Origin of the sequence: Lysinibacillus sp. NPDC056232 (assembly GCF_042267565.1) — a bacterium.
In the GTDB taxonomy this organism is placed as follows: Bacteria; Bacillota; Bacilli; order Bacillales_A; family Planococcaceae; genus Lysinibacillus.
Map to the genome: position 1 here is coordinate 52,573 of NZ_JBHJTF010000016.1, position 15,292 is coordinate 67,864.

16 protein-coding genes are annotated in these 15,292 nt (G+C 36.1%); 4 read left to right on the forward strand and 12 right to left on the reverse strand.

Features of this window, described 5'->3' with window-relative positions:
* Positions 1 to 132 precede the first annotated feature (132 nt).
* On the forward strand, positions 133 to 681 hold the full coding sequence (locus tag ACFCYJ_RS13545) for a GNAT family N-acetyltransferase (protein ID WP_376074455.1): 549 nt from the start codon (positions 133 to 135) through the stop codon (positions 679 to 681).
* Between the two features lie 121 nt (positions 682 to 802).
* Here the strand turns inward: ACFCYJ_RS13545 and ACFCYJ_RS13550 are convergent, their stop codons facing one another.
* The gene (locus ACFCYJ_RS13550; protein ID WP_376074456.1) at positions 803 to 1,879 is read right to left on the reverse strand and encodes an undecaprenyldiphospho-muramoylpentapeptide beta-N-acetylglucosaminyltransferase; all 1,077 of its coding nucleotides are present in this window, start codon (positions 1,877 to 1,879) and stop codon (positions 803 to 805) included.
* Between the two features lie 235 nt (positions 1,880 to 2,114).
* On the opposite strand from ACFCYJ_RS13550, the gene ACFCYJ_RS13555 reads away from it, so the two are divergent.
* Positions 2,115 to 2,246 (forward strand): hypothetical protein, encoded by a 132-nt coding sequence (locus ACFCYJ_RS13555; protein WP_376074457.1) that lies wholly within the window; start codon positions 2,115 to 2,117, stop codon positions 2,244 to 2,246.
* 144 nt (positions 2,247 to 2,390) lie between these two features.
* A complete protein-coding gene (locus tag ACFCYJ_RS13560; RefSeq protein WP_376074458.1) occupies positions 2,391 to 3,761 on the forward strand; it encodes an MATE family efflux transporter in 1,371 nt (456 codons plus the stop codon).
* Between the two features lie 284 nt (positions 3,762 to 4,045).
* On the opposite strand, the gene ACFCYJ_RS13565 is transcribed toward ACFCYJ_RS13560, so the two are convergent.
* The 10 genes from ACFCYJ_RS13565 to fabZ form a co-directional block, all read right to left on the reverse strand.
* Positions 4,046 to 4,228 carry a hypothetical protein gene (locus tag ACFCYJ_RS13565; protein WP_376074459.1) on the reverse strand — a complete coding sequence of 61 codons (183 nt, stop codon included), beginning with the start codon at positions 4,226 to 4,228 and terminating at the stop codon, positions 4,046 to 4,048.
* A 237-nt stretch (positions 4,229 to 4,465) separates the two neighbouring features.
* Positions 4,466 to 5,173 carry a CAP domain-containing protein gene (locus ACFCYJ_RS13570; protein WP_376074460.1) on the reverse strand — a complete coding sequence of 236 codons (708 nt, stop codon included), beginning with the start codon at positions 5,171 to 5,173 and terminating at the stop codon, positions 4,466 to 4,468.
* A gap of 350 nt (positions 5,174 to 5,523) precedes the next feature.
* Positions 5,524 to 6,426: a CobW family GTP-binding protein gene (locus tag ACFCYJ_RS13575; RefSeq protein ID WP_376074500.1), complete on the reverse strand. Its 903-nt coding sequence runs from the start codon at positions 6,424 to 6,426 to the stop codon at positions 5,524 to 5,526.
* Between the two features lie 82 nt (positions 6,427 to 6,508).
* Positions 6,509 to 8,011, reverse strand: a complete 1,503-nt coding sequence (locus ACFCYJ_RS13580; protein WP_376074461.1) for a lmo1851 family serine protease — start codon at positions 8,009 to 8,011, stop codon at positions 6,509 to 6,511.
* Between the two features lie 379 nt (positions 8,012 to 8,390).
* On the reverse strand, positions 8,391 to 9,155 hold the full coding sequence (locus ACFCYJ_RS13585) for a GNAT family N-acetyltransferase (RefSeq protein WP_376074462.1): 765 nt from the start codon (positions 9,153 to 9,155) through the stop codon (positions 8,391 to 8,393).
* Between the two features lie 376 nt (positions 9,156 to 9,531).
* Entirely contained in the window at positions 9,532 to 10,272 is a 741-nt protein-coding gene (locus ACFCYJ_RS13590; protein ID WP_376074463.1) for a polysaccharide deacetylase family protein, read from the reverse strand.
* Between the two features lie 176 nt (positions 10,273 to 10,448).
* The gene (locus ACFCYJ_RS13595) at positions 10,449 to 10,922 is read right to left on the reverse strand and encodes a DinB family protein (RefSeq protein ID WP_376074464.1); all 474 of its coding nucleotides are present in this window, start codon (positions 10,920 to 10,922) and stop codon (positions 10,449 to 10,451) included.
* Between the two features lie 11 nt (positions 10,923 to 10,933).
* On the reverse strand, positions 10,934 to 11,407 hold the full coding sequence (locus tag ACFCYJ_RS13600) for a hydroxymyristoyl-ACP dehydratase (protein WP_376074465.1): 474 nt from the start codon (positions 11,405 to 11,407) through the stop codon (positions 10,934 to 10,936).
* Between the two features lie 466 nt (positions 11,408 to 11,873).
* Positions 11,874 to 12,635, reverse strand: coding sequence for a glycosyltransferase (locus tag ACFCYJ_RS13605; protein WP_376074466.1), 762 nt, complete (start codon positions 12,633 to 12,635; stop codon positions 11,874 to 11,876).
* Positions 12,636 to 13,072: 437 nt separating this feature from the next.
* Complete coding sequence (gene fabZ / locus ACFCYJ_RS13610; protein ID WP_376074467.1) at positions 13,073 to 13,498, reverse strand: 3-hydroxyacyl-ACP dehydratase FabZ; 426 nt, start codon at positions 13,496 to 13,498, stop codon at positions 13,073 to 13,075.
* A gap of 392 nt (positions 13,499 to 13,890) precedes the next feature.
* Between fabZ and ACFCYJ_RS13615 the strand changes: the two genes are divergently transcribed.
* Complete coding sequence (locus ACFCYJ_RS13615) at positions 13,891 to 14,511, forward strand: LysE family translocator (protein ID WP_376074468.1); 621 nt, start codon at positions 13,891 to 13,893, stop codon at positions 14,509 to 14,511.
* 135 nt (positions 14,512 to 14,646) lie between these two features.
* Here ACFCYJ_RS13615 and ACFCYJ_RS13620 read toward each other — a convergent pair whose 3' ends face one another.
* A complete protein-coding gene (locus ACFCYJ_RS13620; protein ID WP_376074469.1) occupies positions 14,647 to 15,024 on the reverse strand; it encodes a GNAT family N-acetyltransferase in 378 nt (125 codons plus the stop codon).
* Positions 15,025 to 15,292: the final 268 nt, after the last annotated feature.

Sequence of the window (15,292 nt, forward strand, 5' to 3'; positions counted from 1 at the left end):
ACTGCGGGAGATTATGGATATCATAGTTTTAACGTCTAGTTCTTTGGGTTTTAATTCCAGTACGAATTTTAGTTTTCTTCTTTATGTTTTAAAGGAATTGTTTTAACTACCCTAGTAAAGGAGGCGTTTCGTATGCTTAAACATCGAGACCTACATGAATGTACAGAGCTTTATGAGCTATTATCACACCCTTCTGTCTTCCCTTTTGTCCGTCAAAAAGCCACATCCGCTGATGAATATTGGTTTATGACAAAACAACTGATTGAAGAAGAAGCGAAGGGACTCGCTATTTCAAGGACAATTACTGATGATTGGGGTCAACCAATCGGCACCATTAGCATTCATGATGTTGAGGATGGTGCAGGCTTTTTAGGAACGTGGATTGGACTCCCTTATCAAGGGTTAGGTTATAACCAAAAAGCTAAAATGCTTTTTTTGAATGAACTATTTTATGATTATAATTTCCATACGGTATTTCTCCGTATTCGTGTTGAAAATATAAAATCGCAGCGTGCAGCCTTAAAGCTACCCTATGTTATGAGCGCAAATGAAAGTCACCCAACATTATTAGCACAGGTTAACAGAGGCGAGGCACAATTTGATTTGTATAAAATTCCAAAAGATTTGTTCTATCTTACAACTGCCAATCAAATGGCAGAAGGCGAAGAACAAGCGATGTAAATTCCATAAAAAAAAGCTATGTGCGCTGTCTTCATGACAGACACATAGCTTTTTTGAGCTTTGCTACATAGTATTGCTGTAATTGTGATTTAGTAAAAGGTAGTGATTCCGAATAAAAAGCCTACTTTTTATATTGTAAAATCAATTTCGCCATTTCTTCTGGCGTTTTCGGTTTTTGCGTTTTTTCCATCGTTGCAACCATTTCTGTTTTGCGCTCTGTTAACACATGAACCGATTTTCTAAAGGATTCCTTTGTTAACTCTTCCTCTTGTAACACTTCTGCGTAGCCTTGTCTTTTAAATAAGTTAGCATTTAATATTTGGTCACCACGACTTTTTTGTGCAGATAACGGCACTAATAACATCGGCTTATGAAGTGCTAAAAATTCAAAAATCGAATTGGAGCCAGCACGTGAGACGATAAAGTCTGCCGCGTGTAACAAATCCGGTAATTCTGTTGTCACATATTCAAACTGTTTGTACCCAGACATAGATTCAAATGATTTGTCGTAATTCCCCTTACCGCACAAATGAATGATCTGAAACTGTTTTACAAGCTCTGGTAAATTTTGACGAAGTGCATCATTCAAGACAACGGATCCTAGACTTCCTCCCATCACAAGAAGAACCGGTTTTAATGTGGTAAAGCCACAAAGAGATAACCCTTTCGCTCGATCTCCCGTAAATAACTCTTGGCGAATAATGGAGCCTGTGCACGTTGCCTTTTCTTTCGGTAGGTGCTGTAATGTTTCCTCAAAAATCGTAAAGATGTGTGATGCAAATGGTAGCGCAATTTTATTGGCCAAGCCAGGTGTCACATCTGATTCATGAATGACTACTGGAACACCAGCAAGTTTCGCAGCCATCACAACAGGTACAGAAACAAAGCCACCCTTTGAAAAAATGACTTGGGGCTTTACTTTTTTAATAATACGAAAAGCCTGCATCATTCCAGCAAGCACTTTAAATGGGTCTGTAAAATTTTTCATTGAGAAATAACGGCGCAATTTCCCGCTTGAAATACCGTAAAACGGAACACTAGGAAATGCCTCACCTATTAATTCTTTTTCAATGCCTTGGTCTGAGCCAATATAATGGACATCATAACCTAGTTCTTGTAAAGACGGGAGTATCGCTTGATTGAGCGATACATGACCAGCTGTCCCTCCACCGGTTAAAATGATTGTTTGTTGTTTCACATAAATTCTCCTATTCCATCAATTATGCCCCGGCATAATTGCGTCCGGAACCGGCTTTGTGTTTACACAAAGAACTCCTTTCCGATTCCGTGACATCCGCCGGAGGCTTTAACTTATTTCAGCGGATGCTTGGATACGCACTAAAAAGTAACTTAAACTCGTATTCATCTCGTCACCTATATAGGTGGTGACTTTCGCTGAAAGAAGTTAAAAGCCATTGTAGCCATCACTACTTTTGTATACAGTCTTTTATTTTACTATATGCGAACAAAAAGATACAGATGAAGCTTTTAACTTCTTTCAGCAAGTGTTTTATGTAGCGAAAGCGAAGCGTCAGCTACAGATGTCTTTTGTACCGAAAGCGTAGCGACAGGTACAGGTGTCCAATCATCTGCTGAAATAGAGGAACATCGTCCGACCTAATTATGTCGAGGCATATTTGATTTTTCAACTTTCCTCTAATTCGTATGCTATACTAATTAATTATGTTAAAGAAGGAAGATTATACACTATGAATCAAACAACTACGTTAAAAGAAAAATATGCATTAATCTTAAAAATTATCGTACCTATTTTAGTGTCGCAAGTAGCTATTTATCTTATTTCTTTCTTCGATATTTTAATGTCGAGTCGGTACGGTACCGCTGACCTAGCTGGAGTGTCAATCGGCTCCTCTATATGGATGCCTATTTACATAGGGTTATCCGGAATTCTCCTTGCGATCACACCTATTGTCTCACAACTTGTTGGAGCTAAAAAAGAGATGGCAGCAAAGAAAGCTGTTCAGCAAGGCATCTATGTAGCCATCGTTCTAGCAGTACTTATTTTTATTGCGTTATTAGTCGGTATGGATTGGATTCTTGGCAATATGGATTTAGAAGCGTCTGTACATACTATTGCTAAATCCTATGTTCATGCGATGTGCGCCGGACTTATACCACTCTTTTTATTTTTTGTCATGCGCTGTTTTATCGATGCGCTTGGGCAAACTCGCGTTACAATGATTATTACATTACTTACAACACCTATTAATATTGTGTTGAATTATATTTTTATTTTTGGCAAGTTTGGTGCACCTGAGCTTGGCGGAATCGGTGCTGGTGTTGCTACAGCGATTACATACTGGCTTGTTTTCTTGATCACCGTTTGGATTATTGCTAAACGTGTGCCCTTTGAACGCTTCCGCCTATTCCACGACTGGCCAACATTTGAATGGCTTCGTTGGAAGGAAATTTTAATCATTGGCGTGCCAATCGGAATATCCTTATTTGCAGAAACAAGTATTTTTTCTGCTGTCACGATGATGATGAGTAGCTTTAGTACAGAAATTATTGCAGCTCATCAAATAGCTTTAAATTTCACTAGCTTGTTATATATGGTACCGCTTAGTATTTCGATGGGCGTAACGATATTAGTAGGTTTTGAAATAGGTGCTGGCCGTATGCACGATGCTAGACTTTATAGCTATTTGTGTGTCGGGACCGCGATTTTATTTAGCTTTATTTCAGCTTGTATCCTTTTTATCCTTCGTGAGCCCGTTGCAAATATGTATACAACTGATGGAAAAGTGCTAGAATACGCCGTTCATTTTTTAATATTCGCAGCCATTTTCCAGCTATCTGACGCTATCCAAGCGCCTGTACAAGGAGCTTTAAGAGGGTACAAGGATGTTACAGTGACCTTTATTATGGCCATCATTTCTTATTGGGTGATCGGCTTGCCTGTAGGATATGTACTGGCAACTCATACAGACTTCGGACCATTTGGCTACTGGATTGGACTAGTCGCAGGTCTGACAACAGGAGCGATTACTTTATTAATACGTTTATTACTCGTTCAAAAAAAATCTACAAATATCGCTAAAACAACAATAGCAAACTAGATTTCTAGTTTGCTTTTTTTATTATAGAAGTAAAAAACTTATGAGAGCCATCCATATTCCCTATTCTATGTATTATAAAATCCTCTTTCTCCTAACTTTCAATCCATTGCACTACGCTTTCGCACAGAAAACACTTGTTGCTGCCGCTACGTTAACACTACGCTTTCGCACAGAAAACACTTGTTGCCCCAGCTCCCCCAGGAAAGCGCCCAATCGGAACGGAAATCACCCCACGTTATGGAGATGGCTGAAATTTCCAATAAATTTTGTTCCATCACTGAAAATTATGGATGACATTTTGTTAAAACGTATGTTATGCGATTAAGTTGATTGGAGTGGAGGCTAGGCGACTCCTTGGGGATTAGCGATAGAGGAACGAAGGCTAAAACCATCACATCCTGTGATAACGCCTTCGTGACCAACATCGTGTTGGCCCGAGACCCTGCAGCGCAAGCGAAGCGGCTCATCGGACGCCCCCAGGAAAGCGCCTAGCCGGAACGGAAATCAACCACTAGTTTTGCAAAGAGCCAACCTTTATCTATTATGGCACCTTAATTTCGCAGAAAAAAATAGTTTTTCACACCATAAATTTTAAAATATAAACATTTTTAGTTTGAATTTTTGCATTTAAAAAGATGTCCACTGAGCCTTTTACGACTTAGTGGACACCCTATTATTCAATGTAGCTATTCAATTTATTACAATTATTTTTGGATAAATTGTTGAGTCCAGTAGTTACCTGATTTCACATAGCCAACACCAATATGCGTAAATTTCTCATTTAAAATATTCGCACGGTGACCTGGTGAATTCATCCAACCTTGTACTACTTCTTGAGGTGTACGTTGACCTTGTGCAATATTTTCACCCGCACTCTTATACGTAATACCTAAAGCTTTCATACGATCAAATGGTGAACCGAATGTTGGGCTAGTATGTGAAAAATAGTTTTTAGATTGCATATCTTGTGATTTTTCACGTGCAGCTGCCATCAATTTATCATCTGTTTTAAATGGTGCTAAACCAGCTTTTGTACGTTCAGCATTCGTTAATTTTACAACTTCTTGTTCGAAAGCATTCACATCTGAAGTAGTTGTTGATGGTGTAGATTGAGCTGGTTTAGTAGCTGTATTATCATTTTGAGTTGTTTGTGTATTGTTATTTGTTGTTGCTTGTGTATTATTTGATGTTTGATTATTTTCTGGTACTTGTACTTCTTTTGATGGTGCTTGTGTTTGTGGTAGATTTACATGCCATTTATGATTTGACCACTGGTTTGACCATTTATAAGAATAAACTTTATTACAGTCTGTAGTTGTGTTCCCCTCTGTAGTATTTTCTGCAGCGGAAGCCATTTGAATTGGAGCTGCTAATAAAAATGTTGCACAAATTGCAGTTAGTGTTTTTTTCATTTTTGCAATTCCTCCTTCTCTGCAAACAATCGTAAAGTACGATTTTAATAAATTTCTTACCAGCATCTTCTAGCAACACCATCCAAGAAATAGATTCGCGTTAAATGGAGGGTCATTGGCATTGATTATTAGCAGGTTTCACCAACCTATGAAATACTTACGTTTTAAAGAGGGTTGACATCTCTTAAAAGCTATTAAATATTTTCAAGATTCAAATAGATTTTCGCGCGCACTCACACAAAAAAACTGCCAAAATTTCTACTTTGAGAAAGACGATACGAACAAATCTTTCGTCTGACAAGTAGAATTTAGCAGCTTTAGGATTTTCCTATTTTAACTAGCCTAAGCGTTTACTCAATACCAATGACGTTTAATCTACTTACATCTTCACCAATGATCACGAGTTTTGCGGGCATTTTTACGTACTCTGGAAGCCATTGGACCATGCCATATGCATATTGAAACAGCATAGGATTTTTTACACCTTCAATTGGCACGTAACCTTTCATTCGATACACAGTTTCAGGCAATGTACGTACCCAATCCTCAAATTGCTCTTGTGTAAAGCTAACGTCTTTAAATTCAACTAATCGCGAGCCCAGATGCATCGATGCTATCGGCGCTTTCACAATATCTTGTTTATCCACCTGTACAGTTGCCTTTAAATCTTCTAATAATCGTAACGGCACACGCCCATTTGTAGTTTGCAAAATAAAGGCATGAGGATTAAAGCCTTGTAGCTCATAAACAACCTGTGCCTGCTCTGCTTCTGTTAGCAAATCCGTTTTATTGGCCAGTAATAAATGTGCGTGACGTATTTGTTCCATAAATAAAGAGCGCACTTGCGGAGTTAATGTTTCTCGGTTCAGCCACAGCTTTGAATCGGCAACCGTGACTATTCCTTTAACATTTAACTTTTCTGCAAATAACGGTGAGTAAACAGCGTCTAATGCTTCTACAGGATGTGCAGCACCTGTTGTTTCAATAATGAGGACATCAAAGTCACTATCTAATAGAAGAGATTGAATTTGCGCCTCTGTTTTTTCGGCGCCGGAGCAGCAAATACAGCCCTCTAGCATTTCCTTTAACGGAATATCCTTTTCCACAGCCTGTGAGTCAAATGGTAGTTTTCCAAGCTCATTCATAATGACAGCGGGCTTTAAATTTTTTTCCTTTAGTTGTCGAATAACATCCGTTAGCATGGATGTTTTTCCACTACCTAAAAAACCACTAAATAAATATACGTCCTTCACCATTTTTACCTCCTATAAAAAAAGCTGTCGCAAGAGGCCATTAGAGACGCCTACTGCGACAGCTACTTTGTTAGTTTGTAGTTTACTCAGTTTTTGCTGGTGTATCAATTAGCAGTTCTTTTGCTTTTAACAATTGAGGATCATCTGCTTTTATTTTAGCACGTAATGCATCCATTAAAGCATACGTTGTATCGCCAGTTAAAACACCAGTTTCTTCAAAACCATTTGCAGCTTGCAGTTTTTTCACTGCACGTTCTGTATTTTGTTCAAAAATACCGTCTGCATTTCCAGGCTCATATCCTAGAACTTCTAGCATCTCTTGTGCCGCTTTTACAGAATTAGATTGCACGCCCATTTTCATTTCCATAGCTGGATCTAAGTACGGTAATGATGCATAAGGTGGGTATGACACTTTAACATCTGGAGCAATGCCTTTTTCGTTAATCCAGTTACCATTTGGTGTTAACCATTTACCTGTTGTGTATTTAAGGTTAGAGCCATCTTTTAATGGTGCGACACTTTGCACTGTGCCTTTACCAAACGATGTTTCTCCAACAATTTTAGCACCAACAGATTCTTTTAATGCACCAGCTAATATTTCAGAAGCAGAAGCACTGCCGCTATCGACAAGTACTGTCACCGGAACATTATATTTTTTACCAGCAACAGCTGTTGTAATTTTTGGCTCCTCGTCTTTTTCTTGCACTTGTACAATCGCTTTACCTTCTGGAACGAATAAATTTGAAATCTCTACTGCCGCATCTAGGTAGCCGCCAGGATTTTGACGTAAGTCTAAAACGATGCCTTTAGCTTTACCTTCATAATCTGCAATAATCTTCTCAAATTCTTTTGCTGTATTTTCACTAAATGACGTTATTTGAATATGGGCAATATCCCCTTCAAGCATTTCACCGTAAACCGTTTCAACCGGGATTTCGTCACGGACAATCGTCATATTAATAGGCTCAGCATTAGTTCCTCGTTTCACGGTTAATTTTACAGGCGTTCCTTTTTCACCACGAATACGCGCTACCGCTTCAGATGCACTTAACCCATGAATGCTTTTTCCATCAACAGTTAAGATAATATCTTGCGGTAATAGCCCAGCCTTTTCAGCAGGTGAATTTTTAATAGGTGACACAACTGTAATAGCGCCGTTACGCTCTTGAATTTCCGCACCAATTCCTTGGAAACTAGAAGACAATCCAGACTGGAATTGTTCTGCTTCGTCCTTCGCCATAAAATCAGAATACGGATCATCTAATGCGTCGAACATGCCGTTAATAGCGCCGTCGACCACTTTTACATCGTCGATATCTTTGTAATACTTGTTTTTAAGTAAATCATAGGCTTCGTATAATTTTGTAAATTCTGCACGCCCACTCGGTACTTTCACTTCAACTACTTTCTTTTCACCGAATGTTAACGCAAATATCGTTAAGCCTGCAGTAATAAGGATTGTAAAGAACATCAGCATGATAAATTTAAACGGTTTCATTTGTACAAATCGTACTGCTGGTTTTATTTCAGCGGGGGGTATTTGTTCTGGCTGCTGTTCTACACTATCTTTTTTCTGTTCATCCATCTTGATTGTCACCACTCTCATATACACTAACTTGTTGTCACACTATTACCATCTTAACAGGTTATAGGGAAGACGAAAAGAAAAAGACTGTCAAAATTTCATGACAAATCTTGTCCTACAACAATCTTCATAAAATCCAGCATGTCTAATCACTATTTTATAAGCTCTTTTTTTATGTATGTGATATTACTGTAGACTTTATAAAAAAGGTGCCTCAGAAGTACTCTTAAAGACACCTCAGTTATCTGCTAAGTTATAGGTATATAATGGTACTGCTTTTTTATTTTACTCGTTTCCTCGAAGCAGTCAACTAAAATCCTCATAGAATATTAGAAATTACCTGTACTCTTATGCATTTATAATATCATTTGCGCTGTTGTTATTGCGTAAGTTCTCTTAATTTTTTTATCACTGAATGTATTGTTAGCCTATGAAAAGTAAGAAGCTGTCCCTTATAAATGACAGAAAAAATACCGTACGGGGTTGGCGCCAGTTCCATCAACGCTTCTCTATCTTTGAGATCAATAAGTTCCACTGGTATATTCAATGTATTGGCACCGGCTATAATATTTTCTGTTGCAATTTCGACATATGGACATTGGAATGAACGTAAAATCGTCAGGTTGTTAAAATTTTTTAATCGATCCTCCCAATCATTCGGAAAATATGGTTGTTCGGCTCCGCTGCTCAAAGGGTAGACAAGTAATTCAAAATCATATGGTGCCGTATCAATAAGTTGAAAATCGTTTTTCAAAAATATTTCTTTACTTGGCGCCCAAGACGTTGTTGAATTCGTAATAACAACAACACCTTTTTTTGCAAGTTTTTTTGCATCTTCTAAACATTTATTAATTAATAGAGTACCGTATCCTTTTCCAACTTCATTTACCCATAAACAATGAATGACTAAATAACCATCAGCATGAACCACTCTTGAGGAATTTTCTGCTTCTGTATATTCAATAAACCCGACTTGTTTTTTATTGTCGATTACTTGCACATATTTCAAGCCTTCTTCAAATCTATTATTCAGCCAATTATTCTTATTTAAATATCCATTTGATTTCTTCTTGCTTCTAAGACAGTAGCTCCCAATTCCCTCTAAAAGTTCATCATTAAATTCTATTAATTCAACATTACCCAACGCCAATCCCCCCTATTGATTACGGTGTCATTTCACCTTTTTTTGATCCTGAGCATAGCTAGTTCCCAAAGAGTCGCCCAGCCTCCACTCAACTTATATCATGGCACATGTTTTAAGCAAATGTAATCTTTCTTTTTGTATCGAACCCTTTTTTGAGTAATGTTTAAATCCCTTTGAAAAAAGTACTAAAACTAAAACAAACAGCTCCAAATGATTAGAAAATAAAAAAATCAGGCTATTTATATATTAGCCTGATCTTCACATGGAAAATAATTGATTATTTTTTAACAAATTGATTATTTAATTTCTGAGTTACAGCACATAAAAAGAATGATAAAGTGACACATTTTAGTTGAAGTTTAAACAGTACGGATACTTATTTGATTTTGCCTTTTTTACGCTGCACGTCGAGTAATTCAGAAACTGTGACAAATCGATATCCTTGCTTTTCAAGTTCATCTAATATTTTTCCCATTGCTTTCACAGTTTGATGACGATTTCCGCCTCCATCATGAAAAAGAACGATATTACCTTCTTTAACACCTTTTAATACAGTATTCACAATTCTATTTGTCCCTGGACTTTTCCAGTCTAAAGTATCTAGATGCCATGACCACATAACAACTTTATATCCTTCTTTAGCAATCGCTTCAATCATTGCATCTGAATACTGCCCTTCAACAGGACGGAATAAAGTAGGAGTAACTCCTGTGATGTTATGAATGGTTTCATTCGTTTTCTTTATCTCCTTAAGTAAGTTCGGGACATTCGTTCTTAAGGGGTGGGTAAATGTATGGTTGGCTAGTTCATGACCTTCCTTATACATTCTTGCTACAACCTCAGGATTTTTTTCTGCATTTTGACCGACAATAAAAAAAGTTGCTTTTGCATTGTATTTGGCTAACACATCTAAAATCTGAGATGTGTACTTTCGATGCGGCCCATCATCAAAGGTAAGGGCAATAATTTTTTCATCTGTATTAATTTCCCAAACAATTTGTCCTGCTTCTTCATAATACTTTCTCCCTTTATGTTCATATTTTTCTGCGCCGACTTTTACATAAAAAAAGGAGACAGTTAATAGGCAAATAGGTAATAACAACAAGAATTTTTTCAACTCTTCACTTCCTCAAATAAATATTTAGTCTTATTATTTGAGAAATGCTAAAAAAAATGCTCTTTTTTAATTTTTTGTTGCCGGGTATTCTCTGAAGCGAAAACAGATTGAAGTTAGAGGTTGTCCTTCCAGGGATTGTTAGATAAAATTTGTCGCCAATTGATTAGCGACTCATGTTACTTACTATTCAAAAATTGTTCATTCTTTATTAAAATCTGTTTTTTCAAATGATGTTCCATATGTTCCAGATAGTCTTGGATAAGCCACTGTAGGGTCTTGAGTTCATTACTTCCGATATCACATTGAAGGGTTAGCTTTTCATTGGGGATATTTTTAATAACATTTAGGATTTTTTTATTTAAGCTCACCCATAAATTCAATATTTCATCAATTGGTAACTCTTGATACCCTTGGATTTTTACCCACCGAACTTGATCATACGGAGTTAGTACAAAGGGTTCCTTCTCGTATTGTATTTTAACGAACCTTTCTAGATTATTAATGGCAGAGTCGCATAAATGGCCTAATACCTCTTTTTTCGACCACTTTTGAGGCACTGAACGTTGTGAAATCTCTGATTCAGACATTTGATGAAACTCTTCTGGCACCTTATTTATCCATAAATTTAATTGATCAATAATATTTTGCATAGTTCCCACCCCTACTTATAAAAACTTAAGTAATAGTCAATTAATTTAATGACTTCGTATATTTTTTTATATTCTTTTTCTATTTTATAGGAAATAAACAATACAGCTACATTAAAACTTAAAACTGCGAGAGCAACTATTTGGACAAATGAGATTCCAATCATCAGCTTTGTATTAATAGCAGAGGCGATGATTGTAATCAACGATAATAGCACACCACATAATGTAATAAACATCGGCTTTGATCTAATAATTTCATTTGCTTGTAATTTCAAAACATCTAGTAAATATCGAATTTCTTTCAATTCATATTGTTGATCAAAAATCACGAAATATGACATATAAACATCGTTTGCTATATTTTCATTTAGTATATTTTTGTGAATTTTCGTCACTAATCGATCACAAAAATCTTTATCTAATGCTTTTTCAGGTATGAATAGTTCCTCTTTATTTTCAAAAACATTTGTGCCGGGATGCTTCAACCCCCTCATCCTCTCATACTGGTTTGCCAGATTTAATGACCTTATTTAGAATAGAAAACTTGTTTATAGATCAATTATGACCTCGGCATAATTGCGTCCGGACTCGGCTTTGCACAAAAAATTCCTTTCCGATTCCGAGACATCCTCCGGAGGCTTTGGGCCAACGTGATGTTGGTCACTCAGTCGTTGCCACAGGACGTGGCGTTCTTAGACTGAGCTCCTCTATTTCAGCGGGTGTTTAGACACCTGCTAAAAGAAGTTAAACATAGTCACCCAAATCTTTCAGCTACTTAAATTATATGAAGGGACGGAAAGGTTGTATGTTATTTTCGACAAAATTTTATTGTAAGTTTAGTATCTACGAAAAACATTCTAGAAAATCAAAAGAATTACGCATAAAAAACCACTTTTTTTACAGCGAAGTGGTCTCCATTATGCTCAAGCTGAAATACGAGCTATTCGAACATTACCTTGCTTGATCATCATAGTAGGCTTCATTAGCTGCCTTTTTATTCGTACCTTTGAGATAAGCAAAAATTATATCTGGACGTTTCAGTAACAACCAGTCTCCATAATGGTCAAAACGTCTACACGAAGTAATCATTCCATTTTTAATCGTTCCGTATTTTTTACCGTTCTTCTTGCCCCATTTTTTTAATCGCTTAGCAAAATCAGCATCTTCTGCCATTAGCATATATTCGTTAAAACCTTTTATTGCCTGAAAGTCTTTTTTATAGCACCAAAAGATCCCCACAGAGATAAAACCGTACTTGAACAATAAAGGAACAATTAGTAGCATGCTAGAAACTACTATACCTAAAGACATTCTTTCAAAATTGCCGTTCACGCCTCCTCCGATGTATTGATTTGATGCTAGGTGCTTTTCAACTTCTGATAGCAAGTGTTCTGTCATTCGAGTATCAGCATCAATTGTAATCAGAATTTCGCCTTTTGCTAACGCAGCTCCAGCATTTCGAATTTTAGATAAATTTTTATCGTTATTTTCCAATGTCACGCAATTGTAGGATTGTGCAATTTCTTTCGTTTTATCCGTACAACGATTGAGCACAACGATAACTTCTACTTGATCTTTATAAGGTTGTGCAGACTTTGCAATTGACTCTAAACACCCACCAATATATTTTTCTTCATTATGAGCAGGTATGATAACAGAAAATTTCACATCTTCATCAGGAACATCTTTAATAAATGGTGTGTTTTCCGACATATAAAATCTCCCCTTCATAAAGTTCTCATACTGTAACTAAATGAATCAAAACACATGTACATTTCGAAAATTGAGCAAAAAAAGAGCTGATTATGTGATGATCAACTCTTTTGTCTTATTTTATTTAGGATTATCTTTATTAGAACTTCTGATATTTGATCTACCTGAGATGAAAACTGCTGTTGAGAAAATAAATATACTTGTACATAGCCACATTGTTATGCCATTCCATTCACCATTTAATAATGTAATGTTTGTAAGAATGGTTAGTTGCATGATACAAGTGCTATATAAAGAATTAAGGAATAGTTCATATAAACACCTCCACTCAAAACAATCCATTAATTATGTATATTCAACAAATATTCCAAGATACCTTTAAATACAGAACAAAAGTACTGCAATGGTATATTGCAGTACTCTAAAATCGAATGGGCTTAGCTTCCGAATGCAAAAATAAGCTCCGTCTCACATGCTATTTCTCCGTCAACTGTTGCGACTCCCCGCCCTTTACCAATGGCACCTTTTAGACGTGTAATTTCCACTTCTAGACGCAGTTGATCACCAGGTTTCACTTGTTTTTTAAAGCGACAATTATCAATACCTGCCAGTAATCCAAGTCTTCCTTGATTCCCTTCTTTTGTAAGCATAATAATGGCACTTACTTGGGCTAATGCTTCAACAATTAATACACCCGGCATTACTGGATAATTAGGAAAATGTCCATTAAAAAACTCTTCATTTATCGTTACATTTTTAATGGCTACTGCTCTCTTCCCCTCTTCTAATTCTAATACTCTATCCACTAATAGAAACGGATAACGATGTCTTAAAACTTCTTGTATTTGTTGAATATCTAGCATCAAAAAAACCTCCAATATTTTTATCACCTAATTCTAACATTAAATATTAGTAGTTGGTACTATTATTGTGTTTGAAAAATAAAAGTCACATCCCTTTAGATGTGACTTTTAAACATAAATCTTCAGTAATTAAGCAATGAGAGCAAAGTAATATGAATGGCAAAAGATATATCCCATCTTTTTATATTCACCACAACTCTTTGACTATATTTCAATAGCAAATATCACCAAAATATTTTCTGATTTTTATAAATAATTGTTTTCGCTTTTTTTCAGTATTTCATTATCGACAGGTATATAGAAGATAGCATATAATATTTTTTGCATTCATTAAGTCAATTTTATTATTGTCTTACTTGAATGTTTAGTTTATTAGAATAGGATGGGTAAACATGTTATCTTTTATTGCAATAGTTTTTCTTTTATTTTTAATTCCAGGTCCCGCTGTGATCATTACCATTACGCAAACGCTCAAGGGTGGTAAAAAGAACGGTATTTTCACGGCACTAGGAATTGGACTAGGTGATTTAGTCCATACGTCAGCAGCTGTCTTAGGGTTATCCGCAATTTTAATGAAATCTGCCACTGCGTTTGAAGTAGTGAAATATATTGGTGTTGCCTATCTTGTTTATTTAGGTATTCAAATGCTACTAACAAAGCCACAAAAAATTGAAAAACCTACTGTTGAACAAAGTCCAGCAAGTACTTCGTTCCGACAAGGGTTTTTAGCGGAAATTTTAAATCCAAAAACAGCATTATTTTTCTTAGCGTTTTTACCACAGTTTGTTCAACATAATGGCCAATCCATCACTGTACAATTATTAATTTTAGGCATTACTTTTGTTGTGATGAGCACTTTGTATACTATTTTGTTAGCGATTATTACAAGCTTTATTGGTGAAAAAATCTTTACGAAAACAACAAACAATGGTTCGCGTTGGCTTGAAAAGGCTGTTGGTTTCGTTTATATAGGGTTAGGCGTTAAATTAGCGCTTCAAACTCAAAGTAAATAAATAGTTTCTTAGGGAGAACACGATTAAAAACGTGCTCTCCCTTTTTCAAAATCAAAATAATCATTCGCAACTTCTATTCCTTCATCTTTTAACATATCTTCAGCTAGCCACAGTATACACCCATTTTTTCGATAATTATGTTTCAAGAACAAGTCCCATCTCAACTCTTACTTCCCTTTTTTCAATATCTTTATTGGAGTAACTTATTAGGTCACATCCAATAAGATGAAATCCATGCTTTCGGTAAAATTGTATAGCAGGAAAATTAGAAGTTTGTGTTTCTAATACAATCGCCCTCACTCCTATTTCTGCTGCTCGCTTTTTGACCAAAGCCATGAGTTTACTACCAATCCCTTTATGTTGACGAGATTGATCAATATGAATATCATTAATTCTTAACACATTATGCCACTTCTCATGACTGAAGCTAACAATCCCTGCTTCTTCTCCATTAAACTCAGCAATATAGCATTCAATATCCTCTCTATGATCTTCAAAAATTTCTCCTTCCAAATATATGGAGTGTCGAGATGTTTTAATGTAAAATTGCTAATTCAGTAAAGAATCAGATGTATTTATTAACCATTTTTATACATTTAAATTAATTCGGAGTTCCGCTACGGCTACTCGCTTTCCCGCGGGAAGCTTTGCTCTGCGACGAAAGTAAAGCGACAGAAGCCCTACGCTACAATCAGTTACAATGAGAATATATTAGCAAAATATCAACAAAAATTCTTTTATCGCTCAATAATAAACCTATTTTTTCCTAATCAACACTCCT